Origin of the sequence: Stenotrophomonas mexicanensis, from assembly GCF_032911605.1 — a bacterium.
Lineage (GTDB): Bacteria > Pseudomonadota > Gammaproteobacteria > Xanthomonadales > Xanthomonadaceae > Stenotrophomonas > Stenotrophomonas maltophilia_A.
Window position 1 is genome coordinate 28,591 of record NZ_JAWJTG010000007.1, and the last position, 25,712, is coordinate 54,302.

24 protein-coding genes are annotated in these 25,712 nt (G+C 61.8%); 11 read left to right on the forward strand and 13 right to left on the reverse strand.

The window, feature by feature from the left end; genetic code table 11:
- Positions 1-71 precede the first annotated feature (71 nt).
- The 5 genes from R1L06_RS05140 to R1L06_RS05160 all read left to right on the forward strand — a co-directional run bounded on the left by R1L06_RS05140 (position 72) and on the right by R1L06_RS05160 (position 5,185).
- Positions 72-377, forward strand: a complete 306-nt coding sequence (locus tag R1L06_RS05140; protein WP_317217079.1) for a hypothetical protein — start codon at positions 72-74, stop codon at positions 375-377.
- 89 nt (positions 378-466) lie between these two features.
- A complete protein-coding gene (locus R1L06_RS05145) occupies positions 467-1,573 on the forward strand; it encodes a polysaccharide biosynthesis/export family protein (RefSeq protein ID WP_180864592.1) in 1,107 nt (368 codons plus the stop codon).
- Positions 1,574-1,584: 11 nt separating this feature from the next.
- The gene (locus R1L06_RS05150; RefSeq protein ID WP_317217080.1) at positions 1,585-2,274 is read left to right on the forward strand and encodes a YjbF family lipoprotein; all 690 of its coding nucleotides are present in this window, start codon (positions 1,585-1,587) and stop codon (positions 2,272-2,274) included.
- A complete protein-coding gene (locus R1L06_RS05155; protein WP_317217081.1) occupies positions 2,271-3,044 on the forward strand; it encodes a capsule biosynthesis GfcC family protein in 774 nt (257 codons plus the stop codon). The genes R1L06_RS05150 and R1L06_RS05155 overlap by 4 nt, the downstream gene beginning before the upstream one ends.
- Before the next feature lie 44 nt (positions 3,045-3,088).
- Positions 3,089-5,185, forward strand: a complete 2,097-nt coding sequence (locus tag R1L06_RS05160; protein WP_317217082.1) for a YjbH domain-containing protein — start codon at positions 3,089-3,091, stop codon at positions 5,183-5,185.
- 45 nt (positions 5,186-5,230) lie between these two features.
- Here R1L06_RS05160 and R1L06_RS05165 read toward each other — a convergent pair whose 3' ends face one another.
- From R1L06_RS05165 to R1L06_RS05225, 13 genes are all read right to left on the reverse strand, one after another.
- The gene (locus R1L06_RS05165; RefSeq protein WP_317217083.1) at positions 5,231-6,337 is read right to left on the reverse strand and encodes a KpsF/GutQ family sugar-phosphate isomerase; all 1,107 of its coding nucleotides are present in this window, start codon (positions 6,335-6,337) and stop codon (positions 5,231-5,233) included.
- A complete protein-coding gene (locus tag R1L06_RS05170) occupies positions 6,252-6,803 on the reverse strand; it encodes a KdsC family phosphatase (protein WP_317217084.1) in 552 nt (183 codons plus the stop codon). The genes R1L06_RS05165 and R1L06_RS05170 overlap by 86 nt, the downstream gene beginning before the upstream one ends.
- Position 6,804: 1 nt before the next feature.
- Positions 6,805-7,650, reverse strand: a complete 846-nt coding sequence (kdsA, locus tag R1L06_RS05175) for a 3-deoxy-8-phosphooctulonate synthase (protein ID WP_329764139.1) — start codon at positions 7,648-7,650, stop codon at positions 6,805-6,807.
- Positions 7,651-7,664: 14 nt separating this feature from the next.
- Positions 7,665-8,228, reverse strand: a complete 564-nt coding sequence (locus tag R1L06_RS05180) for an acyltransferase (protein WP_317217085.1) — start codon at positions 8,226-8,228, stop codon at positions 7,665-7,667.
- The gene (locus tag R1L06_RS05185) at positions 8,225-8,809 is read right to left on the reverse strand and encodes an acyltransferase (RefSeq protein ID WP_317217086.1); all 585 of its coding nucleotides are present in this window, start codon (positions 8,807-8,809) and stop codon (positions 8,225-8,227) included. Before R1L06_RS05185 ends, R1L06_RS05180 begins: the two co-directional genes overlap by 4 nt.
- A gap of 95 nt (positions 8,810-8,904) precedes the next feature.
- Positions 8,905-10,191: a hypothetical protein gene (locus R1L06_RS05190; protein ID WP_317217087.1), complete on the reverse strand. Its 1,287-nt coding sequence runs from the start codon at positions 10,189-10,191 to the stop codon at positions 8,905-8,907.
- A 110-nt stretch (positions 10,192-10,301) separates the two neighbouring features.
- The gene (locus R1L06_RS05195; RefSeq protein ID WP_317217088.1) at positions 10,302-11,567 is read right to left on the reverse strand and encodes a lipopolysaccharide biosynthesis protein; all 1,266 of its coding nucleotides are present in this window, start codon (positions 11,565-11,567) and stop codon (positions 10,302-10,304) included.
- Positions 11,567-12,829 (reverse strand): hypothetical protein, encoded by a 1,263-nt coding sequence (locus tag R1L06_RS05200; RefSeq protein ID WP_317217089.1) that lies wholly within the window; start codon positions 12,827-12,829, stop codon positions 11,567-11,569. The genes R1L06_RS05195 and R1L06_RS05200 overlap by 1 nt, the downstream gene beginning before the upstream one ends.
- A 50-nt stretch (positions 12,830-12,879) precedes the next feature.
- Complete coding sequence (locus R1L06_RS05205; protein WP_317217090.1) at positions 12,880-13,920, reverse strand: WaaS/CpsH family glycosyltransferase; 1,041 nt, start codon at positions 13,918-13,920, stop codon at positions 12,880-12,882.
- 29 nt (positions 13,921-13,949) lie between these two features.
- Positions 13,950-15,083, reverse strand: a complete 1,134-nt coding sequence (locus R1L06_RS05210) for an NAD-dependent epimerase/dehydratase family protein (RefSeq protein ID WP_317217091.1) — start codon at positions 15,081-15,083, stop codon at positions 13,950-13,952.
- Between the two features lie 106 nt (positions 15,084-15,189).
- Positions 15,190-17,400 carry a polysaccharide biosynthesis tyrosine autokinase gene (locus R1L06_RS05215; RefSeq protein WP_317217092.1) on the reverse strand — a complete coding sequence of 737 codons (2,211 nt, stop codon included), beginning with the start codon at positions 17,398-17,400 and terminating at the stop codon, positions 15,190-15,192.
- 58 nt (positions 17,401-17,458) lie between these two features.
- Positions 17,459-17,893 (reverse strand): low molecular weight protein-tyrosine-phosphatase, encoded by a 435-nt coding sequence (locus R1L06_RS05220; RefSeq protein WP_317217093.1) that lies wholly within the window; start codon positions 17,891-17,893, stop codon positions 17,459-17,461.
- 153 nt (positions 17,894-18,046) lie between these two features.
- Positions 18,047-19,504, reverse strand: coding sequence for an undecaprenyl-phosphate glucose phosphotransferase (locus tag R1L06_RS05225; protein WP_317217139.1), 1,458 nt, complete (start codon positions 19,502-19,504; stop codon positions 18,047-18,049).
- Between the two features lie 439 nt (positions 19,505-19,943).
- Between R1L06_RS05225 and amaB the strand changes: the two genes are divergently transcribed.
- The 6 genes from amaB (at position 19,944) to murB (ending at position 25,700) form a co-directional block, all read left to right on the forward strand.
- Positions 19,944-21,476: an L-piperidine-6-carboxylate dehydrogenase gene (gene amaB, locus R1L06_RS05230; protein ID WP_032127496.1), complete on the forward strand. Its 1,533-nt coding sequence runs from the start codon at positions 19,944-19,946 to the stop codon at positions 21,474-21,476.
- A gap of 40 nt (positions 21,477-21,516) precedes the next feature.
- Positions 21,517-22,326 (forward strand): SDR family NAD(P)-dependent oxidoreductase, encoded by an 810-nt coding sequence (locus tag R1L06_RS05235; RefSeq protein WP_317217094.1) that lies wholly within the window; start codon positions 21,517-21,519, stop codon positions 22,324-22,326.
- Positions 22,327-22,505: 179 nt separating this feature from the next.
- Entirely contained in the window at positions 22,506-22,790 is a 285-nt protein-coding gene (locus R1L06_RS05240; RefSeq protein WP_010484694.1) for a DUF4190 domain-containing protein, read from the forward strand.
- A gap of 5 nt (positions 22,791-22,795) precedes the next feature.
- Positions 22,796-23,566, forward strand: coding sequence for a class I SAM-dependent methyltransferase (locus R1L06_RS05245; protein ID WP_317217095.1), 771 nt, complete (start codon positions 22,796-22,798; stop codon positions 23,564-23,566).
- A gap of 8 nt (positions 23,567-23,574) precedes the next feature.
- On the forward strand, positions 23,575-24,630 hold the full coding sequence (locus R1L06_RS05250; RefSeq protein ID WP_317217096.1) for a quinone-dependent dihydroorotate dehydrogenase: 1,056 nt from the start codon (positions 23,575-23,577) through the stop codon (positions 24,628-24,630).
- An 8-nt stretch (positions 24,631-24,638) separates the two neighbouring features.
- Positions 24,639-25,700, forward strand: a complete 1,062-nt coding sequence (murB, locus tag R1L06_RS05255; protein WP_107431775.1) for a UDP-N-acetylmuramate dehydrogenase — start codon at positions 24,639-24,641, stop codon at positions 25,698-25,700.
- The last annotated feature ends 12 nt before the right edge of the window (positions 25,701-25,712 follow it).

Here is a 25,712-nt window from a genome sequence, read left to right on the forward strand (position 1 = left end):
TGACAGAGCAAACGAATAGCCGCCAACATAGCGGTGGAAAAATTTCCCTCACGGAGTAGGAGACCCCGTAGATGAAGAAGATGATTGCCGCCCTGGCCCTGCTGGGTCTGTCCTCGCCGGTGTTCGCTCAGGAAGCTTCTGTCGCCACCGAAACCAGCGCCGAAGTTGCGAGCGCCGAAGCCGCTGGCGCCGCTGCCTCTGGCACCCTGACCACCGCTGCGTCCATCGGTCTCGGCGTTGCAGCCGCAGCTGTGGTCTACAGCGTCGCCGCAGACAGCAGCAGCGACGATGCCGGCAACAACAATGGCGGCGGCACCACTCCGCCGGGCGGCACCACCGGTAGCACCGGCACCACCGGCACGACCGGCACCCGCTGATCGAAACGCCGTTGTAGTACCCACGCCCTCGCCGGGCGGCAGTTCGGCGAGGGCTTTTTCATGCCCGTTCGGGCCAGGAATGATTAACGATGGACTGCAAGCGTCTCGTCGCCGCCATGGCGTTCACCCTCACCATGTCAGGCTGCATGTGGGCCCCCGGCCAGCACATGCGCTCGAACTCCCTGATGGGTAGCAGCCAGCAGATTGGCAACGATCAGATCGAGTTGATTCCGATCACGCCCAAGCTCATCGCCATGGAGCGCGGCGCAAAGAGCGCCCCCGGGCTTCCGGCCTCGTTGATGCAGTACCAGCCCGGGCCCTATCAGATTGGTGCAGGCGACATCCTGTACATCACAGTCTGGGACCACCCCGAACTGACTGTCCCTGCCGGCCCGCAGCAGCAACTCAGTGCAGCCGGTCGCTTGGTGCAGTCCGACGGCACGCTGTTCTACCCCTATATCGGCAAGGTCACCGCCGCCGGCAAGACACCCGCCGAGCTGCGTGAAGAGATCACCACCCGACTGGCCCGCTACATCGAAGCGCCGCAGGTGGATGTCTCGATGCTGACCTATGCCAGCCAGCGCGTGTGGGTCACCGGCGCATCGCGCCAGCCGGCCACGGTGGCACTGACGGTCACTCCGCTCACTCTCGGTGATGCCATCAGCCAGGCAGGCCTCGACCCGGCACAGGCCGACCTGTCCGGCGTCCGCCTCACCCGCGACGGCACGACCTTCACCATTGATCTTGACGAGCTGGGCCGCAATGGCGGCGGCGATACGAACGTCTTCCTCAAGGCGGGCGATCACCTGTATGTGCCGTATCTCGACCGCAAGGAAGTCTTTGTCGTCGGTGAAGTGAACCAGCCCGGCGCCATGAGCTTCAAGACCGGCGGGATCTCACTGAGCCAGGCGCTGGGTCGCGCGCGCGGTCTGCTGCAGACCACCTCCAACGGCAACGCGGTCTACGTGATCCGCGGCTCGAACGACCTCCAGGACACGCCCTCGCAGGTGTTCCACCTGGAAGCCAAGTCGCCCTCCGCTTTCGCCGTTGCCAGCCAGTTCAACCTGCAGCCGGGTGACGTCGTGTTCGTGGGCGCAGCTGGCGTGACACGCTGGAGCCGCTTCGTGAACCAGCTGTTGCCGTTCACCGCCATCATCAGCAACGCAGCCAGCGCGCGCAACGATCTGGACAACTGACGAGGCTTCAGATGAGCAGGAACGCTCTCTCCCGCCTCGTGCTCCGGAGTTTCCGCCCGGGCCTGCTGGCTACCGTCATCGCGGTCTCTGCAACCGGCTGCGGTGTTGTCGGTCGCAGCAGCGTCAAGGCAGTGCAACTGGCCGTGCAGGGTAAGCCGGATGTGCAGCCCAGCGCCGAGGACGTTGCACGCAACCGCTATCCACAGATCAAGGTCAACGGACCTGCTGGCGGCGCAGTGCTGGTGCTCGGCGCAGTGGATGGTGGCCGCCAGGCCTGGTACAGCAGCGAACGCAGCATCGTGTTCCTGCGCAATGGCCTGATCGAAGCGACCCACGGCGGTACTCCCGAGCTGCAACAGATGCGGATCATCGGGCCGAACCCGCTGCTGGACCTGCGCAAGGTGAAGGATGGCGACGTCGTGCAACGACGTTACGACCTCATGCCGGACTATCGCTTCAACATGAAGGTGACCGGCACCCTGCACCCGCTGGGCACGGAGAGCGTCGAGATCCTGGGCCGGACGCGCGAACTGCTGCACGTGCGCGAGGAGCTGCGGGGTGACGGCTGGAAGCAGCAGAACCACTACTGGGCGGACCCGTCCAGCGGCTTCATATGGAAAAGCCGCCAGGCCATCGCGCCGGATGCCCATCTGGAAATCATCCAGCTCAAACCCTATTCGCCGGACCTGCAACCCCGATGAAGCCGCAACTGATCGTGATGGCCCTTGGCGCTGTACTCGCCAGCACGGGCCAAGCGGCCTCTCCCATCCAGGTGGAAGCCTTCGGAAACGTTCGCTCACCGGGCCCCCACACCCTGGCAAGCGATGCCCGGCTCAGCGCCGCAGCCCTTGCCGCCGCACCAGACGAGCATGCCTACATGGCGGGCGCCGCGCTGCTTCGCACGAACAGCCTCGAAGCGCAGGCACGCCTGAAAGCGGGGCTGCTGTTCGACCTGGAAACACTGGCAGCTCTTGAGGACGCGCCAGAGATCGCCGACGCAGCGTCCCGGATGGCCCGCGAGTTCGGCGCACTTCCCATTACCGGGCGCGAACCGCAACTGCTCGAGCCGCGCTCCCTGGAAGCCGATCGCCCGCAGGATCGGCCGGCCCGCGCAGGCGATCGACTGATCTACCCGTCGCGGCCAGCGACAGTGACCATCATGGGCGCCGTCCCCCATTCGTGCTCTTTGCCGCACGCTGCAATGCAGGATGCGCGCAGCTACCGCAACCAATGCGAGCTGCTGCCCGCAGCCAGTCCGGACAACCTGTATGTGATCCAGCCCGATGGCCGGGTCACGAAGATCGGCATTGCGCTGTGGAACCGTAGCGCACGGACAACGCTGGCGCCCGGAGCCGTGATCTACGTTCCCATCGTGGGATCTGCCGTCCGGTCCGCCACCCCCGATATCAACGATGAAGCCGCGCGCTTCCTCGCCACCCAGGTGCTGGACGCGCCGGGAGTTCCAGATTGATGTGCCGTAATCGATTGCCGCTGGCTCGCGCTGGCGCCGCCCTGTTGAGCCTCAGCATCAGCGCAGCCCTGTATGCCCAGGAAGCTCCCGCCCCCACCGCCAGCGACTGGGGCGGTATCGGCCTGCTGCAGACCCCCTCCGCGCGCATGAGCGAAGAAGGGGAGCTCAGCCTTACCGCAAGCCACACCTCGCCGTACAGCCGGTACACGGTGGTCATGCAGCCCCTGCCGTGGGTGGAAGGCTCCTTCCGTTACATTTCGGTTGCCAATCGCCGTTATGGCTCGCAGTGGCTCAGCGGCGACCAGAATTACAAGGACAAGTCGATCGACCTGAAGCTGCGCCTGTGGCAGGAAGGACGCTGGCTCCCGGAAGTGTCCGTCGGCGCGCGCGATCTTGGCGGCACCGGGTTGTTTTCAAGCGAGTACGTCGTTGCCAGCAAGCGCTTCGGCGCGTTCGACGCAAGCCTCGGTGTGGCAACCGGCTATATCGGCAACCGTGGCGACCTGGACAATCCACTGGGCGCGATCGACGACCGCTTCAAGGAACGCCCCGGCGTCAATACACCGGGCGACTTCAATACCAGCGCGATGTTCCGCGGCCGGCTGGGCGTATTTGGCGGCGTCAGCTACCAGACCCCCTGGGACCGCCTGCAACTGAAGCTCGAGTACGACGGCAACGACTATCGCAACGAGCCGCAGCGCAACAACCAGAAGCAGTCCTCGCCCATCAATCTGGGTGCCGTTTTTGCGGTGAACGACAACGTGTTGCTGCACCTGGGCTGGGAGCGCGGGAACACCGCCATGGTCGGCATCACGCTGCGATCCAACCTTGCCCAGGCCAAGCCCATGACCAAGCTCATGGACCCGCCCCCGATTGCCCGCAACCCTGCAGCGCAGGGCGAGCCGCAGACGGTCGCCACAACCTCGGCGACAACACCCACCGACTGGTCATCCATTGCCCAGGAGCTGGAGGAGAACGCCGGCCTGCGGGTGAAGCGCATTGATCGAAGCGGCCAGGAGCTGATCGTCAGTGCCGAGCAGCGTCGCTTCATCTACCCGGCACAGGGCATTGGTCGTGCGGCACGCATTCTTGATCCGCAGACGCCTCCCAATGTCAGCTGGTGGACATTGCGCAACGTTCGCCTGGGCCTCCCGATCATCGAGACCAGCCTCGAACGCAAGACGTTCAACCAGTACCTGGACGACCGCACGGACCTGGCGACCGTCAGCCGCCATGTCGAAATGAACGCCCCGTATGCAAGGCGCTCGGAAACGCTGTACGAAGCCCCGCTGAAGCGCTTCGACGGTGCGTTCAACGTCGGCTACCGGCAGAGTGTGGGCGGCCCCGACGGTTTCATCCTGTTCCAGGTAGCTGGGATGTACGGCGCGACCTTCCGCTTCAACGAAAACCTCTGGCTGAGCGGCACGGCCAGCTACAACGCCTATAACAACTACGACAAATTCAAGTACGACGCCCCCAGCCGGCTTCCGCGCGTGCGTACCTATGTGCGCCAGTATCTCACCACTTCGGACTTCACCCTGCCCAACCTGCAGCTGACCGGCACGAAGCAGCTCGGCCGCGACCTGTACGGCATGGCCTATGCCGGCATGCTGGAGTACATGTATGGCGGCGTCGGCGGCGAAGTCCTCTATCGCCCGATGGACGAACGCTGGGCGCTGGGCGCTGAGCTGAACTGGGTCAAGCAGCGCGATTTCGACCAGCGCTTCAGCTTCCGCGACTACAGCGTGACCACGGGCCATGCCACGCTCTATTACCTGTGGGGTGACCAGCGGCGCCTGATCAGCGCGGTCAGCGCAGGTCGATATCTCGCCAAGGACTGGGGTGCGACCGTGTCGGTTGCACGCATGTTCGACAATGGCGTGACCATGGGCGCCTACGCCACCAAGACCGACGTTTCATCCAAGGACTTCGGCGAAGGCAGCTTCGACAAGGGCATCTACTTCTCGGTGCCTTTCGACTTCATGCTGCCGCGCTCGACCCGTGCCCGCGCCGATTTCATGTGGAACCCGTTGTACCGGGACGGTGGTGCCCGCCTCTCGCACTCCCACAGCCTTTACCAGCTGACATCCGAGCGCGACTCGGAGTTTTTCTACCGAAACTTCGACGCCATTGCGAAGTGATACCGGCACAGAACGAAGGCGCCCTGCAAGGGCGCCTTCCTCTTTCTACTTCTTGAACACACCGGCCAGCACGTCGCCGTCGAACACCAGCAACGACGAGATCCGCCGCCGCTCCATCAGCACCAGCGCATCCTCAACCCGCGTCCCTACGCTCACCTGGGCAGGTGAGGCGGTCATCAGCTCGGCCGCGGACTTATCAAACACCTCGCGGCCATGACGCTCGAGCGCGCGGCGAACGTCGCCATCGGTGATGATCGCGTAGCTGGTGCCAGCCCGTACGATCGCCAGACCGAGGCTGGAGCGGGTAATGGCCTGCAATACGTCCATCATTGTTGCTGCTGCGTCCACCACCGGCAGATCGCCAGCAACCATCTCGTGCTCCACGCGCGACAGCAGGCGCCGGCCCAGCGAGCCACCCGGGTGGAAGCGCGCGAAATTTTCCGGCTGGAAGCCTCGAGCCTCCATCAGTGCAACTGCAAGCGCATCACCCATCGCCAGCGTTGCCGTGGTCGATGCGGTGGGTGCCAATGCAAGCGGGCAGGCTTCCTGCGAAACACCCGCATCCAAGTGGCAATCCGCGGCCTGGGCCAACGTGGACGTCGCACGACCGGTGATCGCCACGAGGAAGTTGCCGTTGTCCTTCAGGAAGGGCAGCAGCTTCACCACCTCTTCGGTTTCGCCGGAGTAGGAGATCGCCACGAATACATCGGTGGCGGTGACCATGCCAAGATCACCATGGAACGCTTCACCCGGGTGCATGAAAAAGCTGGGGGTACCCGTGCTGGCCAACGTCGCAGCGATCTTGCGCCCGATGATTCCCGATTTGCCCATGCCGCAGATGATGACCCGGCCCTGCGAACCCAGCACCTGTTCCACGGCCTGGGTGAACTGCCCATCGAGCCTGTCGGCGAGCGCGGCGACAGCCGATGCCTCGATCTGCAGGACGCGCTTGGCCGATGCAATGTGATCGACGACTGATACGACGGAGGACATACCTTGTTTCCTTCTGATGATAATTCGCAGAGCACCTGCGTGCGCTGCGCTTACCCGCGCAACCCTGCGCCGGCTACTGCACCGCTCCAGCGGCGTTCCATCCTGCAATGAGGGGCGCGTATGCTGCAGGCAGATCCACCCCGCCTTCGGCAAGAACACGCTCGGCCACCTCGCGCCCGACGCCACGTCCGCCCTGTGCGTCTGCAACCACGTCAGCGGCTACCAACACCAGCGGATGCGCGTCGGAAGGCGCGTAGAAGCGCCCTACCCGTCCCGCCAACGGCAGGTCCACGACGTCGTCCCCCACATAGGCGATCTCGGTCTCGTTGATTCCAAGATCCCTGCAGATGGCGGCCAACGCGTCGAGCTTTTCGAGGCGACCGGTCACCGCCACATCCATGCCCAGTTGCTGGATCCGGAAGTCCAGGGAGGGGCTCGCCTTGCCCGACAGCACGCCACACCGGATGCCATGCACACGCAGCAATGCGACGGCCAGGCCATCGCGGACGTTGAACGTCTTGAACTGCTCGCCCTTGCCATCGATGTGCAGGCCACCATCGGTCAGTACGCCGTCCACGTCGAACAGGACCAGCTTGATCGGCCCCCGGTACTTCGCCGATTCCATGTCAGGCAATGTCGAGCTTCGGGAACGACTTGACCAGATCATCGACCGCCTTGATCTGTGCCAGGAACGGCTCAAGTGCGCTCAACGGCAACGCGCTCGGGCCATCGCAACGCGCGTTGTCCGGATCCGGATGCGCCTCCAGGAACAGCCCTGCCAGGCCAACCGCCATACCTGCGCGCGCAAGTTCCACTACCTGGCGGCGGCGGCCACCGGAGGCCTCACTGCCCGAGTCGCGGCGCTGCAGACTGTGGGTCACATCGAAGATGGCCGGCAGGCCACCGGTGGCCTCGATCATCTCACGGAAGCCCAGCATATCCACGACCAGGTTGTCGTAGCCGAACTGCGCGCCACGCTCGCACAGGATGATCCGCTCATTGCCGGCCTCACGGATCTTGCTGGCGATGTTCTTCATCTGCGACGGGCTGAGGAACTGCGGCTTCTTGATGTTGATCGCCCGGCCAGTACGCGCAATGGCAGTGACCAGATCGGTCTGGCGCGCCAGGAACGCAGGAATCTGCAGCACGTCGACCACTTCGGCCACGGGAGCCGCCTGCTCCACTTCATGGACGTCGGTAATCACCGGCACGCCGAAGCGGCGCTTCACTTCCTGGAAGATGCGAATACCTTCTTCCAGGCCAACGCCACGGAAGGACTTGATCGACGAGCGATTGGCCTTGTCGAACGAAGCCTTGAAGACGTAGGGAATACCGAGCTTGCCGGTGACCTCGACGTACTTCTCCGCCGCAAACAGCGTGGAGTCGAGGTCCTCAAGGACGTTCAGGCCGCCGAACAGGACGAAGGGGAGGTCGTTGCCGACAACTACCTTCTCGGAAATGGAAACGTTCATCACACAACCTCTCATCAATGTTTAACAGCTCGGACCCACGCCTGCTGGCTTGAGTCATAGGTCCGCACGACTTTCGCAGGAGCGCCGACAAGAACCGAATTGGCAGGGTATTCTCCCCTGACTACCGAGTTCGCGCCAACCACGCAGCCATCGCCAAGGCGCGTACCTGGCTGAATCCGAGCCCCCATTCCAATGAAGCAGTTCTTCCCGATGCTGGTTTCCCGCGTTGTGTGGCCTTGGGACATCACCGGCACACCAACCTTCTGGTACTCGTGGTCGATATCGGTGATTGATACGAACCCGGCAATCACCGTCCCTTGCCCAATAATCAATCGTGCGCCACATGTAATGTGCACGCACTGCCCGAGTGCGACATTGTCTTCGATCACAAGCTCACCTGAACCGTGACACTCGGCGCGCAATCCAGGAAAAACACGGACGCGCCGCCCTAGCGCCATTCTGCGCAATCCCAAAAGAAAGATCGGAGGTCCAATGTACCCCGGAAATCGAAATGACCTCATTAGAACGCCGTATATCAAAGCGCGAATCGACCACCCTACTTTCGAGAAGAAACTCATGAGCAAACCTCCCGAGCAGCAGCCTCTGAAGGTCGAACCCATGCAGACCTCTCGAAGTCGTAGTACTTGACCACACGAGCCGGTGCCCCCACCAACATGGAGTAGGGCGGAAAATTCCCCCTCACCACGGAATTTGCTCCAACAACACACCCCTCTCCCAAGGAGGTCCCAGCCTGAATACGCGCCCCCACACCGAGAAAGCATCGTTTACCGATAACTGTTGGACGGACAATATTGGGTTGGCGCAAAACAGGGACACCAGGATCATCGAAACTATGGTCGGTGTCGGTAACAAAAACGTTCGCGGATATAAGGCCGCCCCCGCCAATCTGAACCGAGCCACTTGCAATCACATGAAATCCCTGCCCGATGGAGACATCGTCACCAATCGAAAGTGTTCCTGAGCCGATGCATTCAGCGCGCAGCCCAGGAAAGATACGAACAGCGCGTCCAAAGTACATGCTGCGCCCGCCCGCGATGAAGGCCGGGGGACCCAAATACCCCCCCCAGCCGTATTGACCGAAGAAGCGCCCAAGGATCAATGCGCGAAGGACCCATGTCAGCTTAAAGAGCTTGCCCATGAACCTGTCTCCTGTTGCAACGTTCGCACATCTGCTGTACCGAGTCCGCTTCATCGCGGACTGGCACCCGACAACAAAACCAGAACTCGAATCTGTTACGCCACATGTCCGATCCTCTCACTCAAAGGTGCGCCCACCTGCAGTACAGAGCAGATACGATCTACCTGCCCATCGCTATCATTGAACCACCGAGCTAGACCGTCTATGCGCTGAGTCATCACCACCTTGTCCTCCATGTCGACCTCAATCGCATTCAGTATCGAAGCTGCATCTGGCCAAGAAAGTCCATCCAAGCGAAACACAGAAGCCAGAGAGCCGTCATCGAGCAGGTAGACTGGATATCCGTGCTCCAGAACTTCCACTACCGCGCCCGACATGTGCCCAAGACTGAATCGAACCTGGTCCAAATACTTTTCAAGTGAAAGATGGGCCAAGCCGACGCAACGCGGCCCGACCGCGCCGGAGTAATCGGCAGCCCGGCTCCACGGATGCAACCTCACGCGGTAGCCGATGCCAAGCCTTTCAGCAATCTCGTCCGCTGCCTGCAGAAGATTCAGGTTCGATCGTCTGGCGTTCTCACCGTTTAGCATCACTCCAAAACATTGCGCGCCTATCCCCAAGCGCACACCTGCGGCCCCAGGCCGTTTGATCCATCCAGTTACAGTCAATCGCGATGATTCAATTCCGGCCTTCTCAAACTCGCGGACGGTCGCCGCCCCCCATGCCAGCATCTGATGGCTTTGAAAGTTCGCATATGCCTCAGAATCAGCACTCATGTTCGTGTGATCCAATATTCTGTACTGACCGTGTTGATTGGTGATGGTCAACAAGCCTCTCGAATTTGCGATCTGCGTGGCCAGATTCTCGATTGGGTGCGCGTCACAGAACGTCACCAGAGTGTCCGCGCCACCCAAGACCTGCGCAACCGTTGAATGGAGCGTGCCACGTGCTCTGGAGATCACGAGAGCACATAGAAGCCGCTGCATGAATCCCTCCTCATATCCACGCGTCAACGGCCAAGCAGCCGTCAAGCCCGCAATTGTCTTGAACGCCTGAAAGACTGAGGGGCTGTCAGTGATCTCGACCAGCCGCACTCGGCCCGACATAAGACCAGTCAGTGAGTCCACAATGTAATCGTAGTCGACGCGATGCTTTCCGCGCGCCGAATACAGCATTACGTGACTAGCTGTCTCGGGGCCTTCATTGGTAACGCGAACTCCCATAACGAGAGCATGAATAGCCCGTCTCAGCCACCCAATGAATGTGGTCTCGTAGAGTAGCGTGGCTACTACATTCGCGAAGTTCGCGCCATTGACCACGGCCACTCCGCTATTCTTGAATGCCTGAATTCGAAGGTGACGCTGATAGACGCTCGTAGTCATTGGCATTCTCTCTATCTCAAAGCTGCGGCACTGGCCGCTCACCTGGCACACTAACGCGCACGAAGCGGACTTCTCCGGCTTGCATCCAAGCTTGCGCCTCTCTCAAATATTCAGGCCACCGCTTCAACGGAAGCTCGGACCTTCACACACAGAATGGAGGCCAGCAAGCCATAGGATAAAGGGAACACCATTACTGCAAAGTAGAGCGGCAAGGACGCACAACAGACAGCCAGCACTGCGATCGAAACGACTGCAACAACCATCTGCACGCGAAGAAGAAATACTTCCATACGGCACATGCTCAGAACAAGGGCGAAGATTGCTGCTACTGAGAACGCAACCTGCCCGATCATCATGACAAGCACGATTTCCGCATATCCCTCAGGCACTCGGGCGTAGCTCAGAATCTGGGGCATGAACAGCCAAACACCCATCAACATCACGATGCTCGCAGCAAGAATGGCTGTGACTGAAATGCACACGAGTTTCCACAGCTCTCGCAACTGCCCCTGAGCATGCAGGGATGCGAACTTGGAAGAAAAGGTAAAGTTGATTGCCAGCATCAGCAGACTGATAAGCGTTGCCAGCTTCTGAGAAACAACGAAAGCGGCATAAGACTCGTCTCCGAAGAACGCCGGCACGATTCCAACAGCACTCCAGCCCAGCGCTTGTTGCGCTAGCACGACTGCCCCCAATCGATTGGCTGCAGCGATGTCTGCACCATTCATGGCCGCATTTCCTTCGACGGAGAACGCACGAAGAACAGCTGCACCGTACTGAGAAATTACGACAAATACATACATGAAAGCGGCCGCCAACAGGTAGCACACCATCAGATCTCGAGCACTGAACTGGGAAACCATAACGCTCAGCAGCAAGAGCGCGACCACAGATAGAGCTGGCGCGAAGATGTTCAAGTAGAAGATAGCCGCGTCCACTCTCCCATTTGCCTGCATTACCCTTGCTGCGGAGGCAGCACAAGCGATCAGGCCCGATGCGAGCACCATCAGACAGAAATCGAAATAGTTCAGACGCACATGCCCCTCAATCGAAGGCACACACAGCAAGAGCCCAAGCAACAGAGCTATTGCAACCCAACGCAGAACTCTGCGATGGGTATGGACGACCAATGACACTGCGATTCGCTTGCGATCGATCGCATCTGCCGCTGCTATGCGCCTTATCACCACCTCATCCATACCCCAGCGGAAGCATACCGAAGCAATTACACTCGTATTGAAGAGAACAAAGAACAACGCAGCTTCGGACGTTGGCAGCATCCGGGAAACCAGCACGGTGAATAGCACTGCAATGCCAGAACCCAACCCGCGAAAAATCAGGGTCCTGAGGACTGCCAAAACATTCCGGACAGCCATCAGACGGATCCTATGCGCCCAACTCTACCTTGCACTGGTGCCGATTCCGCAGTGCGTGAGAGATAGATCATTACGAATGCGAGAATCACGCCATTTGCGTAGTACTCACCCATGCGCAGCAAAATGATGGACAGCGTAGCCATGTAGGCGATCGCCATCGACTTATCCCCCACAGACCGTAGATTCCTCCACGCCCAGTACAGCACCGTCAGGAGAATGATCCAACCTGCCAACCCAAGTTCCGCCGTGACACGCGCAAACAACGACGTAGCCGAACCGCGTCCAGGAAGATCATCGCGATAGGCCGGCAGTTCATATCCAGAAATGTACTGATCGAACACCGAACTGTACATCCCAAAGCCTACGCCCACTCCATAGTTATCCGCGAAGGAGCGGAACGATATGAGAGAGTTGACTGCGTTGGAGTAGGTGCTGAGGTTCATCCCATCCTCCATGGTCAGCTCCCCGCCCTGCAGCACTGAGATCGTATCGTTCCACCTGATCTGAAAGAACTCCAGGCTGCTAACCTTGAAGGCAAGAATCAAGATAATTGGAGCCGATAGAATCAGAATCCAGAAACGCCTCACACTGAATCCGACCACGAAAGTCGCTGCTGCGGCGAAGAAGAGACCTATGTAGCCGAGGGCAGATGTTGACAAGACAATAGCAAGAACGATCACCATGCCCCGGAAAGGCATACGAAGCTTCTGCACAAACTTCGAAACGTGATATGCACCCGCAGGAAGCAGGGCGCAAGCATAGAAGGCAGGCTCGACACTTAGGGCAGCAATACCGAGATGAGACCCAAGCTGCTTTGAACCCGGGGATAGCTGGGCCAGAATATTGATTCCTGCGATTACAAAGACCATCTGTTGCAGCACGCCCAGGGCAGCAAAGAAGTACGCAACCCTAAGGTACACAGAGAATAGTTTGGACACCGATCGCCCAAGCAGATTGTAGATCGATGTATAGAAAAGGACGAAGAACATGAGCAGCGCGATCTTCGCTATTGAGACCAGAAACACCAACGCGCGCGCGCCTGCGGCTGAGTCATTGAAAAGCGCCCCTGCAAATGAGAGCAGGACCAGCGCTCCGGCAAGACCCACATACTCTCGCCGGAGCCCGAGGCCACCCGTCTTCATCACCAGCACGACATAGGTCGCGACCATGCACAGGTAAGAGAAGTACATATTTCCGATCGGTGTCGGCACATAGATGCCCGATATGAATATCGTGGACAACGCCAGCTTGGAAAGCCACATTCCCCCGAATTTCCGACGTCTAGGAAACGACGGCATTGCCATGGATGTACTCATTCAACACCGATTTTTGTAATCTCATTAGCGGCACGCGGCTGCAGCAGTGCCTGCCTTACCCAATTCCCTACCGTGTAACGCGTCCTGACAGCATCGTCAAAAGGCCTGTGGCTGGCTGTCAGGAATTCATCCTGCACTACCGGGGCAACCCTATCCACAATCTTCACCGCCGAACTGCTGTAGAGATCGTAGGAACTGACATCCTCATTGGTCGTGATCAGCTTCCGCTGTGCACCCAATGCCTCGATCGTCCGCATCGTCAGGCCCTTCTGATCAGGCCGATTGATGTCGATCACGCAGCGAGACACGCTGATGTAATCAACAACCTTCGACAACGGCAGCCCAACGAAATTCACGTACTTCTTCGAGAACCTGCGGAAGCCGGGATCCACCAGCGAGCGCAGGCGATGCAGGACCCTGGACGGGTAATAGCAGTACACGAACACCCGGCGACCATCCCGCTCCAGAGACTCCAGCAGTTTCTCCAGAATCCGGTAGCGGTCGGTATGGATCGTGCCGATGAAGCAGGCGTCGTACTCGTACTCACCGCGCCACTCTGCCGCACGGGCATATTCGTTGGCGAAGAACAGCGGTAGGAACTCGATCTCGGAGTTCTCGGACACATCAACCCGATCGAACGACAGAACCGAATCGAAGTACGGCTTGATAAGACGCGCGTTCGGGTTGTAATGCATCGAGTCCCAGAGGTACAACGTCAATTTCGCGGTCGACTGGGTGGCACGGAGCTGCGCAATGATCTGCGGCGAGATGGCTTCACCACGGATGACCAACACATGATCGTACTGCGAGCCAGCCGCAGCCTCGACAATGCCCCGGTAATGCTTCGCGATTCGCCGAGCAAGCAGGCGCCGATCAATACGGATCAAGGCCTTGGTGAGAAAATCCGCACCCGGGCGATCGGGGTGGAAATCAACCTGTGCACCCTGCTGCTCCAGCTCCGCCTTGATCAGCTTTTCATAGCCGAAGAACATAGGGGCGATGAAGAGCACACGCTTCCCCTTCAGGGATTCGCTCACAACCTGCCCGTCCGATCGCCCATCAATCTTCACTTGAGCAGGCCCTTCGCGCGCATCTCATCCACCGACCGCTGGTAACCGGAGTCTTCGATCTGCTGGGTCAGTACCCAGGCGGCAAAGCGCTTCACGCCTTCGGCAAAGGTGACGCGCGGGCGATAGCCAAGAGCAGCCTCAGCGCGGCTGAGATCGGCGAAGTTATGCCGGATGTCACCAATGCGGTAGTTGCCGGAGATGCTGATTTCTCCACCCTTGCCATACGCGTCCTTCAACGCGCTTGCGACGGTGATGACATCGGTCGCTTCGCCGGTGCCCACATTGAAGGCCTGGCCACTGACATCCGCATCGATGGCCGAAACAGTTGCCGCCACCACGTCGTCAATGAAGACGAAATCGCGGGTCTCCTTGCCATCCTCGAAGATGTTGACGCCCTTGCCCTGCAACAGCAGGGTGGAGAAGATCGACAGGATGCCGGTGTAGGGGTTCTTCAGTGACTGACCCGGGCCGTAGACGTTCTGATAGCGCAGGGCGATACCCTGGATGCCAATGGCGGCGGCCCCCACCAGCACCAGCTGTTCCTGCACCTGCTTGGTGATGCCATAGATCGAGCTCGGGTGAATGCGGGATTCTTCGTTGGTGGGCAGCGGCTCCACCAGATCGCCCGTCGCCGGATCGCGGCATTCGAAGATGCCCTTCTGCAGGTCCTCGTCGACGCGCGCCCCCGGATAGACCGGGCCGCTGGCACCCTTGTACTTGCCTTCGCCGTAGATCGAGCGCGAAGACGCGACAACGACCCGCTTGACCGACTCGCAGCCCTGCACCTTGTTGCCGATCAGGTCGAGGAACAGCGACGTACCGCGCACGTTGACATCAACATAGCGGTCAATTTCGTACATGGACTGGCCGGTTCCCGTTTCAGCTGCCAGGTGGACGACAACGTCCTGGCCGGGAAGCACTTTCAGCCAATCCTCGCGCAGGCGCACGTCGCCCTTGACTACCACGGCCTCGGGCGGCAGCGAAGCCAGCAGCGCCGAACCTTCCGGGCTGTCACCGTGGATCTGGGGCGAAAGGTTGTCCAGAACCGTCACCTGGTCGCCACGAGCGACCAGCGCGCGTGCCAGCGCACTGCCAATGAACCCCGCACCACCCGTAATCAGTACTTTCATGCATATCTCCGCAGTTTCTTGAAGTGCGTCGCGGTCCCGCGTTCTGCAGCAGCCGTGACTTCCGTGTCAGGCAGAGCACCCGATGGTGCTCTGCCGCGTTTCCCCGTTACCGGGTCGACTTGTATTCGTAATAGCCGTAGCTGTAATAGCCGGTCGCACGACGCTCGACGGCATTGAAGATCGCCCCCTTCAGCTGCACGTTGTTCTGCTCGAAGCGCTTGCGTGCAAGTGCCAGCTCCTTGGGCTGATTCAGGCCGAAGCGCGCAACCAACAGACAGGTGCCGGCGTGATGGGCGATGATCGCCGCATCGGTGACCGCGAGAATCGGGGGCGTATCGATGATGACGAGATCGAATTGCTTCTCCACCGTTTCCAGCAACTCCGTGAAGTTGCGGTGCATCAGCAGCTCCGAAGGATTCGGCGGCACATCGCCGCGCGAGATGAAGCTGAGGCTGTCGAGGCCCGGCACGGTACGGATGGCGGTTTCCAGTGTCGCTTTGCCGACCAGCACGTCGGACAGGCCCGGCGTCTGGGTCGCGCCCAGCGCCTTGTGCAGCGTACCCTTGCGCATGTCGGCGTCGATAATCAGCACGCGCTGACCCGCCTGCGCGATCACAGCTGCCAGATTGGACGAGACGAATGTCTTGCCCGCGTTAGGACTGGAACCGGAAATCAGAACGATATTGTTCTTCGCCTCCAGACGTGCGAAGTGCAGGCTGGTCCGCAGGCTGCGTACTGCCTCGATCGCAAGGTCCGCCGGATCCTTCATTGCCAGCAAATGCAGCTTGCCGTCGGCGCGGAACTTGCCGCGTACCGAATCAGACTGCTGCCCTGGACTGACAGGAATGGACGCGTAGACCGGCAGGCCGATTTCTTCGATCTGAGATGGATCTTCGACACCGCGATTGAGCAGCTGTCGCAAGAGGACCAGACCGATGGAAAGGAAGGCGCCCAGAAGAGTCCCAACCAGCACAACCATGCCCTTTCGCGGCTTCACCGGCTCGGTAGCATCCACATCCGCAGCATCCACGATGCGAACGTTACCGACCGTGCCGGCACGCGCAACATCCAGCTGCTGCGCTTGATTCAGCATCGCGGTGTACATCTCGTTGCTGACCTGCAGATCTCGGGTCAGGCGCAGAAGTTCCTGCTGCGCTTCCGGAAGCTGTTTCACCTGGCCTTGGAAGCCATTCTTGCGCGACTCCAAGTCGCCAATCTGGCGCATCAATGCCTGATATGCCGGATGGTCCCTGGTGAACTTCCGATCCATTTCAGCCTGTTGCAAGCGCAACTGCTGGATACTGGTTTCAACCGCCACCTCCTGATCAAGCAACCCCTTGGTCTGCAGGGTCAAGTCCACAGAGTTAGCGCGCATCTGATACGCACTCAACGCCTTCTGGGCGGCGTCGACCTGGTTGCGTACGTTTGGCAGTTGTTCCTTGACGAAGGTCAGCTGTGCAGAGGCCTCCGCAGAGTTGCGCTCCACGTTCTGCCGAACATAGGCCTGCGCAACCTGCTGCAGGAAGCTCCTTGCGAGATCGGGATCTGCATTCTCGTAGGTCAGCGTAAGAATGCCGGAGTCTTTTCCGGCCTCACCGACTCCAACTTCCTGCTGAAGAGCGCTAACTACGCTGAGGTGGCGATGACGGATTACCTTGAACCGCATGCCTGAATGGGCCTTCAGCGTCTCGACTTGAATCGTCACATCATTGCCGCTGGCAACTGTGCCCACAGCCCCGGACAGCAATTGTCGACCATCTTCGTCGAACAGTTCATAGCGCCCACCTTCTCCAGTGACCAGCTCCAGATCGGTGGTCAGCAGGGCCGCAGGAACATCAAGCTGGAAGATCCGAAGCTGCTCACCACCCCAGCCGAAGCTGGAGAGACCCAAGAGCGGGCTCGCAAGCTGACCGGGATCGCGCTTCTCGGCCCGACGCACGAAATAGCCGCCGATCAAAGGGAAACGCCTGGGAATGATCTCGATGTCCAGACGCAGCGCATCAACAGCGCTGCCCACTACTGAACGGGATTTGATCAATGCGATCTCGGTCGCCGCCTCTGCCGTGCCGGCATTGATGCCAAGCGATTGGCTTAGGTCAGTCAGGCCAGGAAGCGAAGGGGTCTTCGGCTCAACCTGTACAATTGCATCCGCACGATAGATCGGCGTGACCAGAAATACGTACGCGACAGATGCAACCAGAAACGCGCCGGTAATGATCAGGATCCACCACTTGTGGTCGACCAAGGTACCGAGCAACTGGCGAAGATCAATCTCTTCTGCGTCATCCTGTGCGATGGAGCGTGAATCAGTGGTCATATGCGCTTGGATTCAAATAGGAAGGTGGGTTGGTCGATCCGGCGAAGCGGGCAGCAATCTAAAGATGACGCGCCCAACTCTCCACGCCCTCGGCCATCAACTTGTAAACATGCTCGAACGCCGGGCGCTGCTGGCGATAAGGATCAGGAATCTCCCGATCCTGCTGCCATTTGCCCAGCAGAAAGGTCTTGCCGGATGCCTGGGGGGCGATCTCGGCAATGCGGCGAACGTGCTTCCGCTCCATGGTCAGCACCAGATCCGCCACGCCGAGAATGGCGTCATCGATCTGGCGGGCACGGTGGGCCAGGCCATCCAGACCCTGCTCCACCAGCAGCTCCTGCGCGGTGGCATCAATACCGTGACCAACCAGCGCACCAAGCCCAGCCGAAGACACCTGGATGCCCTTGCCAGAGACAGCCTCTCTCAGCATGACCTCCGCTGAAGGGCTGCGGCAGATGTTGCCCACACATACAAAAAGAACGTTCTTGAACACTGATCTGGACCCTGTGGCATTCCTTGCGGCGCACGCAACCAGAAACAACCTGGAACGGCAGCAGCCGCACAGCATACCTTACACGCGCATTACAGGCGATGAAATCGCCAACAGATTCATGGGATTACGTCGCAGTTCCAGGATCAAGCTGCCTTAATAGGCCGACTTCTGCCCCAGCACTTTCAGCGCGGTCAGCACGATGATCCGCACATCCAGCGTCGGGCTCCATCGCCGGATGTAGTCGATGTCGTACTGAACGCGCTTCTTCATCGAGCGCAGCTCCGGCGTCTCGCCACGCAACCCATGCACCTGCGCCCAGCCGGTGATGCCAGGCTTGACGTAGTGCCGGTGCATGTAACGCTCGATTACCCGTTCATAGTGGTCGTTGTGCTGGATCGCATGCGGCCGCGGCCCCACCACCGACATGTTCCCGCCCAGCACATTGAAGAACTGTGGCAACTCATCCAGGCTGCTGCGACGCAGGAAGGCGCCGAACCGGGTCACCCGCGGATCACCACGCGTCGCCTGGGTGATCTGCCCTGTGCCCTCTGCATGCACGCGCATGGAGCGGAACTTCAGCATCCAGAATTCCTTGCCGCCCAGCCCATGGCGCTTCTGGCGGAACAGCACAGGGCCCGGCGAACTCAGCTTCACGCCAATCGCCAGCAGGGCAAACAGCGGCGCCAGAAGGATCACCGCAATGCCTGCCACAACGATGTCCTCAACCCGCTTGAACAGGCGGAAGCGATGATCCACCAAGCCCTGGCGCACGCCGATCATCGGCACGTCACCCACCTGGTGCACGCCGGGATTCAACGCCCCCAGCCCCGTGGTGTCTGGAATCAGGCGTACCGGCACCGGGAATCGCTCGATCTGCTTGAGCATGTCCTTGATTGCAGCCGCATGCCCCATCGGCATGGACACCCAGACCTGGTCGAACTCACCCCGGTGCTGATCCATGTACTTCGGTACATCTTCCAGGACACCCAGCCGCTGCGGGGAATCCCCACCACGACGGGTGGCGATATCACCGGCAGTGGCAAAATAGCCAACCACGTCCTTGCCCAGTTCCGGCTTCCCGCGCAGCAGGCGATGCAGCCTCAGGGCAGGTGCCCGCAGCCCGACCAGCAGGATGCGCTCATGATCCATGCCCCGCGAGCGCAGGCGATGCAACTGCACCCTCAACAGCACGCGCAGGGCCGACATGGCGCACAACCCGAGGACATACCAGCCAACAAGCCAGGCAGAGGGCACCGCGTCAGCAAGGCCAACCAGCACGACATAGAGGGAAAACAGCGCGAAGGTGCCGGACCAGGCCAGCAGCAACAGCCAGAGGTCCGCCAGAAGGCCCCGGATCCGCCAGTTGCGGTACACCGGCGCTACAGAGAAGCAGACGATGGCGCTGAGAATCACCGCGCCGAACACGATGCGCTGGGAGGAGTCTGGCGCGCCTGTTCCGTTCAGCAGCATGTGGGAGAGCACGGCCATGCCCGGCAAGAGCAGCAGATCGCCCAGGCGCAGTCCCAGCTCAAGGGCGGCCCGGGCCTCGACGCGGCGGCGACCTGTTCGGGCCTGCTCCGCGCGAAGGTCTTCTACTGATCCATGTAGCAAAGCACTTCTCCATTGTCGGCCCGACACGACGCCGAAGGATTCGTCGTCACGTGCATGGACTCCCCTTCCAGCACGGCTTCGTCGGGATTTCGTCAATCAAATGTGGAGGCATTGTGAATGAAATCACACACAAAAGATAGAAAAGTCTGAGGCAGAAGTCGTTACCGTACACCTCGAATGAGTGCTAAGCCATTATAAATACTAGTATTTTTTAATGTATCGCAATACTTCAAGATGCGTCGATTTGCGTCAAGCCTGAACCGGCCGGTGATCGCGCCAACGCCTGGAACGTCAAGGTATTGACGATCCCGCACACAGCCTCACCCCGCACCGCACCAAAGCCCCACCATCACCCTCTGCTACCATCGGGGGTTCTGTTCATCGCGCCCCCACCTGCCCGCGATGGCGCCAAACAACGTAACGAAACACAGGAGTCTGCATGTCTTCCGAGCTGCTCAAGTCCCTTGGCCTGGACGCGATCAACGCTGGCACGTACCTGGGCAACGGGGAGTGGTCGAGCGCGACCAGCGGTGAGCTGATCACCCCGGTCAACCCGACCACCGGCGAGCCGATCGCGCAGGTCCGCGCGACCACCGAGGCCGAGTACGAGACCGTCGTCGCTCGCGCCCAGGAAGCCTTCAAGATCTGGCGCACCACGCCGGCTCCGCGCCGCGGTGAAGCCGTGCGCCTGTGCGGCGAAGCACTGCGCAAGCACAAGGACGCCCTGGGCTCGCTGGTCGCCTTGGAGATGGGCAAGAGCAAGCCGGAAGGCGATGGCGAAGTGCAGGAGATGATCGACATCGCCGATTTCGCCGTGGGCCAGAGCCGCATGCTGTACGGCTACACCATGCATTCCGAGCGCCCCGGCCACCGCATGTACGAGCAGTACCACCCGCTGGGCCTGGTCGGCATCATCTCGGCCTTCAACTTCCCGGTCGCGGTATGGAGCTGGAACTCGTTCCTGGCCGCCATCTGCGGCGACGTGTGCATCTGGAAGCCGTCCAACAAGACGCCGCTGACCGCCATCGCCTCGCTGAAGATCTGCAACGACGCCCTGCGTGAAGCCGGCTTCCCGGACATCTTCTTCCTGATCAACGATGCCGGCACCGCGCTGTCGGAGAAGATGGTCGATGACCGCCGCGTGCCGCTGATCAGCTTCACCGGCTCGACCCAGGTTGGCCGCACCGTCAACGAAAAGGTTGCGCGCCGCCTCGGCCGCTGCCTGCTGGAGCTGGGTGGCAACAACGCCATCATCCTGGACGAAACCGCCGACCTGAAGCTGGCCGTGCCGGGCATCGTGTTCGGCGCCGTCGGTACCGCCGGCCAGCGCTGCACCACCACCCGCCGCCTGATCGTGCACCGCTCGATCTATGCCGACGTGCTGGCCACGCTGGTCAAGGCCTACAAGCAGGTGGAAGGCAAGATCGGCGACCCGACCGACGCCGCCAACCTGATGGGCCCGCTGAACAGCGATGGCGCCGTGCAGCAGTTCCTCGATGCCATCGCCCAGGCCAAGGCGGCCGGCGGCACCATCGAAACCGGCGGCACCCGCATCGACCGCGCAGGCAACTTCGTGCTGCCGGCGATCGTCTCGGGCCTGAAGAACAGCGACGCCGTGGTCCAGCATGAGACCTTCGCGCCTATCCTGTACGTGATGCCGTACGACAGCATCGACGAAGCCATCGACATGCAGAACGGCGTGCCGCAGGGCCTGTCGTCCTCGATCTTCACCCAGAACCTGAAGACCGCCGAGAAGTTCCTGTCGGCCGCCGGCAGCGACTGCGGCATCGCCAACATCAACATCGGCACGTCCGGTGCGGAGATCGGTGGTGCCTTCGGTGGCGAGAAGGACACCGGCGGTGGCCGCGAGTCCGGCTCGGATGCATGGAAGGTCTACATGCGCCGCCAGACCAACACCATCAACTATTCGGATTCGCTGCCGCTGGCCCAGGGCATCAAGTTCGACCTGTAACGCTATCTGTAGTGCCGGGCCATGCTCGGCAGGATGCGCCATGAACACCGCAGGAAATACAGCCGAGCATGGCTCGGCTCTTCAGGCTGGCAAGCCGGTGATTGATTTCACCGGCCGCTGCGTGCTGGTCGCCGGCGGCAGCAAGGGCATTGGCCGTGAAATGGCGCTGGCGTTTGCCGGCGCCGGTGCGCAGGTCTCGGTCTGCGCTCGCGGCCAGGCCGGCCTGAACGCCCTGCGTGCCGATGCACAGGCACAGGGTGTCGACCTGCATGCGTTCCCTGCCGATCTGGGCGATGCCAGCCAGATCCAGGCTTGGCTGCAAGCCGCCGCCGATACCCTCGGCGGCATCGATGTACTGGTCAACAACGCCACCGGCTACGGCATGGCCGATGACGAGGATGGCTGGGCCGCCAGCCTGCAGATCGACCTGATGGCGGCGGTACGGGCCTCGCGCCTGGCCCTGCCCTGGCTGCGCAAATCCAGCGACGCCTGCATCCTCAATCTGTCTTCGATCGCCGCGCAGCAGCCGCGTCCCGGTGGTGCGCCCTACGCCGCTGCCAAGGCCGCGCTGTCGCACTACACCACCTCGCAGGCCCTCGCGCTGGCCAAGGACCGGATCCGCGTCAACGCGATCGCACCGGGCTCGATCGAGTTCGATGACGGCCTCTGGGACCGCCGCCGCACCGAAGATCCCGCCCTGTACCACGGTACGCTGGCGAAGATTCCGTTCGGTCGCTTCGGCCACCCGCGTGAGATCGCCGATGCCGCCCTGTTCCTGTGCTCGCCGCTGGCGCGCTGGATCACCGGCCATGTGCTCAACGTGGATGGTGGCCAGGTGTTGATGGGCTGACACCGGCACTCCGGTAGTTGCCAACCTTGGTTGGCATGCCTTTCGTCGACCAAGGTCGACGCCTACCACGGCTGAAATGCCCTTCGTCCGCCAAGGTCGACGCCCACCATCGCATCCGCCGGGCATGGGATTGCCCGGGCAGAGGCACTATCATGTGCACACTGCCAAGGAGGACCCCGATGAGCGTGGCACCCCGACAGACAAGCGCCCTGGCCGTGGTCAGCCTGGTCATGGGCATCGCCAGCTGGACCGTCCTGCCCTTCGTGGCCAGCATCGTGGCCATCATCACCGGCCACATGGCCCGCGCCGAGATCCGCCGCCGCCCGCATGAACTGGAAGGCGATGGCCTGGCCGTCACCGGTCTGGTACTGGGCTGGGTGATGGTCGGCGCCGTGATCGCCGCCATCCTGGTCTTCATCCTGTTCTTCGGCGGCCTGGCCTGGCTCGCTGCGATGTCGAACTGACTGCCATGACCGCCTCCGACAGCACTGAACGCTTCAGCAGCCGCGTCGCCGACTACGTCCGTTACCGGCCCGATTATCCACCCGCGCTGCTGGAATGGCTGCACGGCCCGATGGGCGTCAGCCGCGAGGCGCTGGTCGCCGACATCGGCGCCGGTACCGGTATTTCCAGTTGCCTGTTCCTGGCCAGCGGCCATCCGCTGGTGGCGGTTGAACCCAACGCCGCCATGCGTGGCGCGGCCGAGGAGTGGCTGGCCCCGCAGTACCCGCAGTTCCGCGCGGTCGACGGCCGCGCCGAGGCCACCACACTGGACGACGCCAGCATCGATCTGGTCAGTGTCGCGCAGGCCTTCCACTGGTTCGACACCGTGGCGGTGCGCGCCGAGTGGCAGCGCATCCTGCGCCCGGGTGGCCTGGCACTGATCTACTGGAATTCGCGCCTGCTTGATGCCAGTCCGTTCCTGGTCGGCTACGAACAGTTGCTGCTGGATTACGGCACCGACTACTCCGCCGTGGCCGAGCGCTACCAGGACGATGCCACCATGCAGGCCTGGTTCGGCCCCGGTCTGCGCGGCATGGTCGAGCTGCCGAACGTACAGCATCTGGACGTCGACGCCCTGCGCGGGCGCCTGCTGTCCTCCTCCTATGCTCCGCAAGCCGGTCATCCGCGTCACGCGCCGATGATCGACGCTCTGCAGGACCTGTTCGCCGCCCACGCGGTCGACGGCCAGGTCGCTTTTGAATATCGAACCCGAGCCTTCCTCGGCACGCTGGACTGAACCGACGCATGTATTCGCTTGCCCGCCCCTTCCTGTTCTCGCTCGACGCCGAGCGCGCCCACGGCCTTGGCCTGTCCGCACTGGACCTGGCCTACCGCACCGGCACCACGCCGCTGCTGGCCGCACGCATCGCGCCGATGCCCAGCACGGTGTTCGGGCTGACCTTCCCCAATCCGGTCGGCCTGGCCGCCGGCCTGGACAAGAATGGCGAGCACATCGATGCGCTGTTCGCGCTGGGTTTCGGCTTCGTCGAGATCGGCACCATCACTCCGCGCCCGCAGGCCGGTAACCCGCAGCCGCGGCTGTTCCGCCTGCCGGAACACAACGCGATCATCAACCGCATGGGCTTCAACAATGCGGGCGTGGACGCGCTGGTGCGCAACGTCGAGCGCGCGCGCAACCGCCGCGGCCTGCTCGGCATCAACATCGGCAAGAACAAGGACACCCCGAACGAACAGGCCGTGGACGATTACATTGCCTGCCTGGACAAGGTGTACCCGCTGGCCGACTACATCACCGTCAACATCTCCTCGCCCAACACCGCCGGCCTGCGTGAACTGCAGGAAGAAACCGCGCTGCGCCAGCTGGTCAGCCAGTTGCGCGACCGCCAGGAAGATCTCGCGGCCCGCCACGGTCGCCGCGTGCCGATGCTGGTCAAGGTGGCGCCCGACCTCAGCGAGCGCGACATCGATGCCGCCGCCCGCGTGCTGGGCGAACTGCAGGTGGACGGCGTGATCGCCACCAACACCACAATCGACCACAGCAAGGTGGCCGGCGACCCGCTGGCCCACGAGGCCGGCGGCCTGTCCGGCGCGCCGGTGCTGGAGCAGTCCACCCTGGTACTGCGCCGTCTGCGTTCGCGCCTGCCCGAGTCGGTGCCGTTGATCGGTGTTGGCGGCATCCTGTCAGGTGCCGACGCGGTGGCCAAGATGGCTGCTGGTGCGGCGCTGGTGCAGTGCTACAGCGGCCTGATCTTCCGTGGCCCGGCCCTCGTCTCCGAATGCGTGGAGGCGATCCGTCGCCGCCGCGAAGCGCCGAGCCGCGGCGCGGTGGCCCCACTGTGAGCGCGCCCATGGATACCGTCGACGGCAACGCCCCGCTGCGCTGGACGCTCACCCGCAATGCGCCGCTGCAGGCCCTGAACACCTTCCATGTGCAGGCCAGCGCCGCTCAGCTGCTGGAACTGCACGATCCCACGCTGCTGCCGGAAGTGCTGGCATTGCCCGAAGTGGCCAGCGGCCCGCTGCTGGTGCTGGGTGCCGGCAGCAATGTGCTGATCGCCGAGGACCTGCCGGGCACCGTGCTGGTGTTCGGCAACCGTGACATCAGCTTCCTCGAGCATCGCGCCGACCATGCCGTGATCCGCGCCGGTGCCGGTGTGCCGTGGCACGGCCTGGTGATGTGGTCGCTGCAGGAAGGCCTGTCCGGCCTGGAAAACCTCGCCCTGATTCCCGGCACCGCCGGTGCCGCGCCGATCCAGAACATCGGCGCCTACGGCGCGCAGGTCGGCGAGTTCATCCAGGCCGTCGAAGCCTGGGACTGCCAGGAACAGGCCTGGGTGCGGCTGGACAACGAACAGTGTGGCTTCGCCTACCGCGACAGCGTGTTCAAGCAGCAGATGGACCGCTACCTGATCACCGCCATCGAACTGAAGCTGCCACTGCTGCATGACCTGCGCATGGACTACGCCGGCATCCGCGAGGAACTGCAGGCGCAGGGCGTGGAATTGCCGAGCGCGGTGGACGTGGCCAATGCGGTGATCGCGATCCGCCGCCGCAAGCTGCCCGACCCGGATGTACTGGGCAACGCCGGCAGCTTCTTCAAGAACCCGGTGCTGCCGCTGGAACAGGTCGACGTGCTGCTGCAGCACTTCCCCGAGCTACCGGTGTTCCCGTCCGACCAGGACGGCAAGCGCAAGGTCTCGGCGGCATGGATGATCGAGTCCTGCGGCTGGAAGGGCTTCCGCGAAGGCGATGCTGGCGTGGCGCCGAGCCACGCACTGGTGCTGGTCAACCACGGCAACGCCACCGGCGCTGAACTGCTGGCGCTGGCGCGACGCATCTCTGCTTCCGTGCTGGAGAAGTTCGGCGTGCCGATCGAACCGGAGCCCCGCCTGCTCGGCGCACAGTGGTGAACACCCCCGCCC

Excerpts from the sequence above, each read along its gene's own strand:
- R1L06_RS05140 (WP_317217079.1), top strand. The coding sequence starts at position 72 with ATGAAGAAGATGATTGCCGCCCTGGCCCTGCTGGGTCTGTCCTCGCCG.
- R1L06_RS05145 (WP_180864592.1), top strand. The coding sequence starts at position 467 with ATGGACTGCAAGCGTCTCGTCGCCGCCATGGCGTTCACCCTCACCATG.
- R1L06_RS05150 (WP_317217080.1), top strand. The coding sequence starts at position 1,585 with ATGAGCAGGAACGCTCTCTCCCGCCTCGTGCTCCGGAGTTTCCGCCCG.
- R1L06_RS05155 (WP_317217081.1), top strand. The coding sequence starts at position 2,271 with ATGAAGCCGCAACTGATCGTGATGGCCCTTGGCGCTGTACTCGCCAGC.
- R1L06_RS05170 (WP_317217084.1), bottom strand. The coding sequence starts at position 6,803 with ATGGAATCGGCGAAGTACCGGGGGCCGATCAAGCTGGTCCTGTTCGAC.
- kdsA (WP_329764139.1), bottom strand. The coding sequence starts at position 7,650 with ATGAACGTTTCCATTTCCGAGAAGGTAGTTGTCGGCAACGACCTCCCC.
- R1L06_RS05180 (WP_317217085.1), bottom strand. The coding sequence starts at position 8,228 with ATGAGTTTCTTCTCGAAAGTAGGGTGGTCGATTCGCGCTTTGATATAC.
- R1L06_RS05185 (WP_317217086.1), bottom strand. The coding sequence starts at position 8,809 with ATGGGCAAGCTCTTTAAGCTGACATGGGTCCTTCGCGCATTGATCCTT.
- R1L06_RS05190 (WP_317217087.1), bottom strand. The coding sequence starts at position 10,191 with ATGACTACGAGCGTCTATCAGCGTCACCTTCGAATTCAGGCATTCAAG.
- R1L06_RS05195 (WP_317217088.1), bottom strand. The coding sequence starts at position 11,567 with ATGGCTGTCCGGAATGTTTTGGCAGTCCTCAGGACCCTGATTTTTCGC.
- R1L06_RS05200 (WP_317217089.1), bottom strand. The coding sequence starts at position 12,829 with ATGTGGCTTTCCAAGCTGGCGTTGTCCACGATATTCATATCGGGCATC.
- R1L06_RS05210 (WP_317217091.1), bottom strand. The coding sequence starts at position 15,083 with ATGAAAGTACTGATTACGGGTGGTGCGGGGTTCATTGGCAGTGCGCTG.
- R1L06_RS05215 (WP_317217092.1), bottom strand. The coding sequence starts at position 17,400 with ATGACCACTGATTCACGCTCCATCGCACAGGATGACGCAGAAGAGATT.
- amaB (WP_032127496.1), top strand. The coding sequence starts at position 19,944 with ATGTCTTCCGAGCTGCTCAAGTCCCTTGGCCTGGACGCGATCAACGCT.
- R1L06_RS05235 (WP_317217094.1), top strand. The coding sequence starts at position 21,517 with ATGAACACCGCAGGAAATACAGCCGAGCATGGCTCGGCTCTTCAGGCT.
- R1L06_RS05240 (WP_010484694.1), top strand. The coding sequence starts at position 22,506 with ATGAGCGTGGCACCCCGACAGACAAGCGCCCTGGCCGTGGTCAGCCTG.
- R1L06_RS05245 (WP_317217095.1), top strand. The coding sequence starts at position 22,796 with ATGACCGCCTCCGACAGCACTGAACGCTTCAGCAGCCGCGTCGCCGAC.
- R1L06_RS05250 (WP_317217096.1), top strand. The coding sequence starts at position 23,575 with ATGTATTCGCTTGCCCGCCCCTTCCTGTTCTCGCTCGACGCCGAGCGC.
- murB (WP_107431775.1), top strand. The coding sequence starts at position 24,639 with ATGGATACCGTCGACGGCAACGCCCCGCTGCGCTGGACGCTCACCCGC.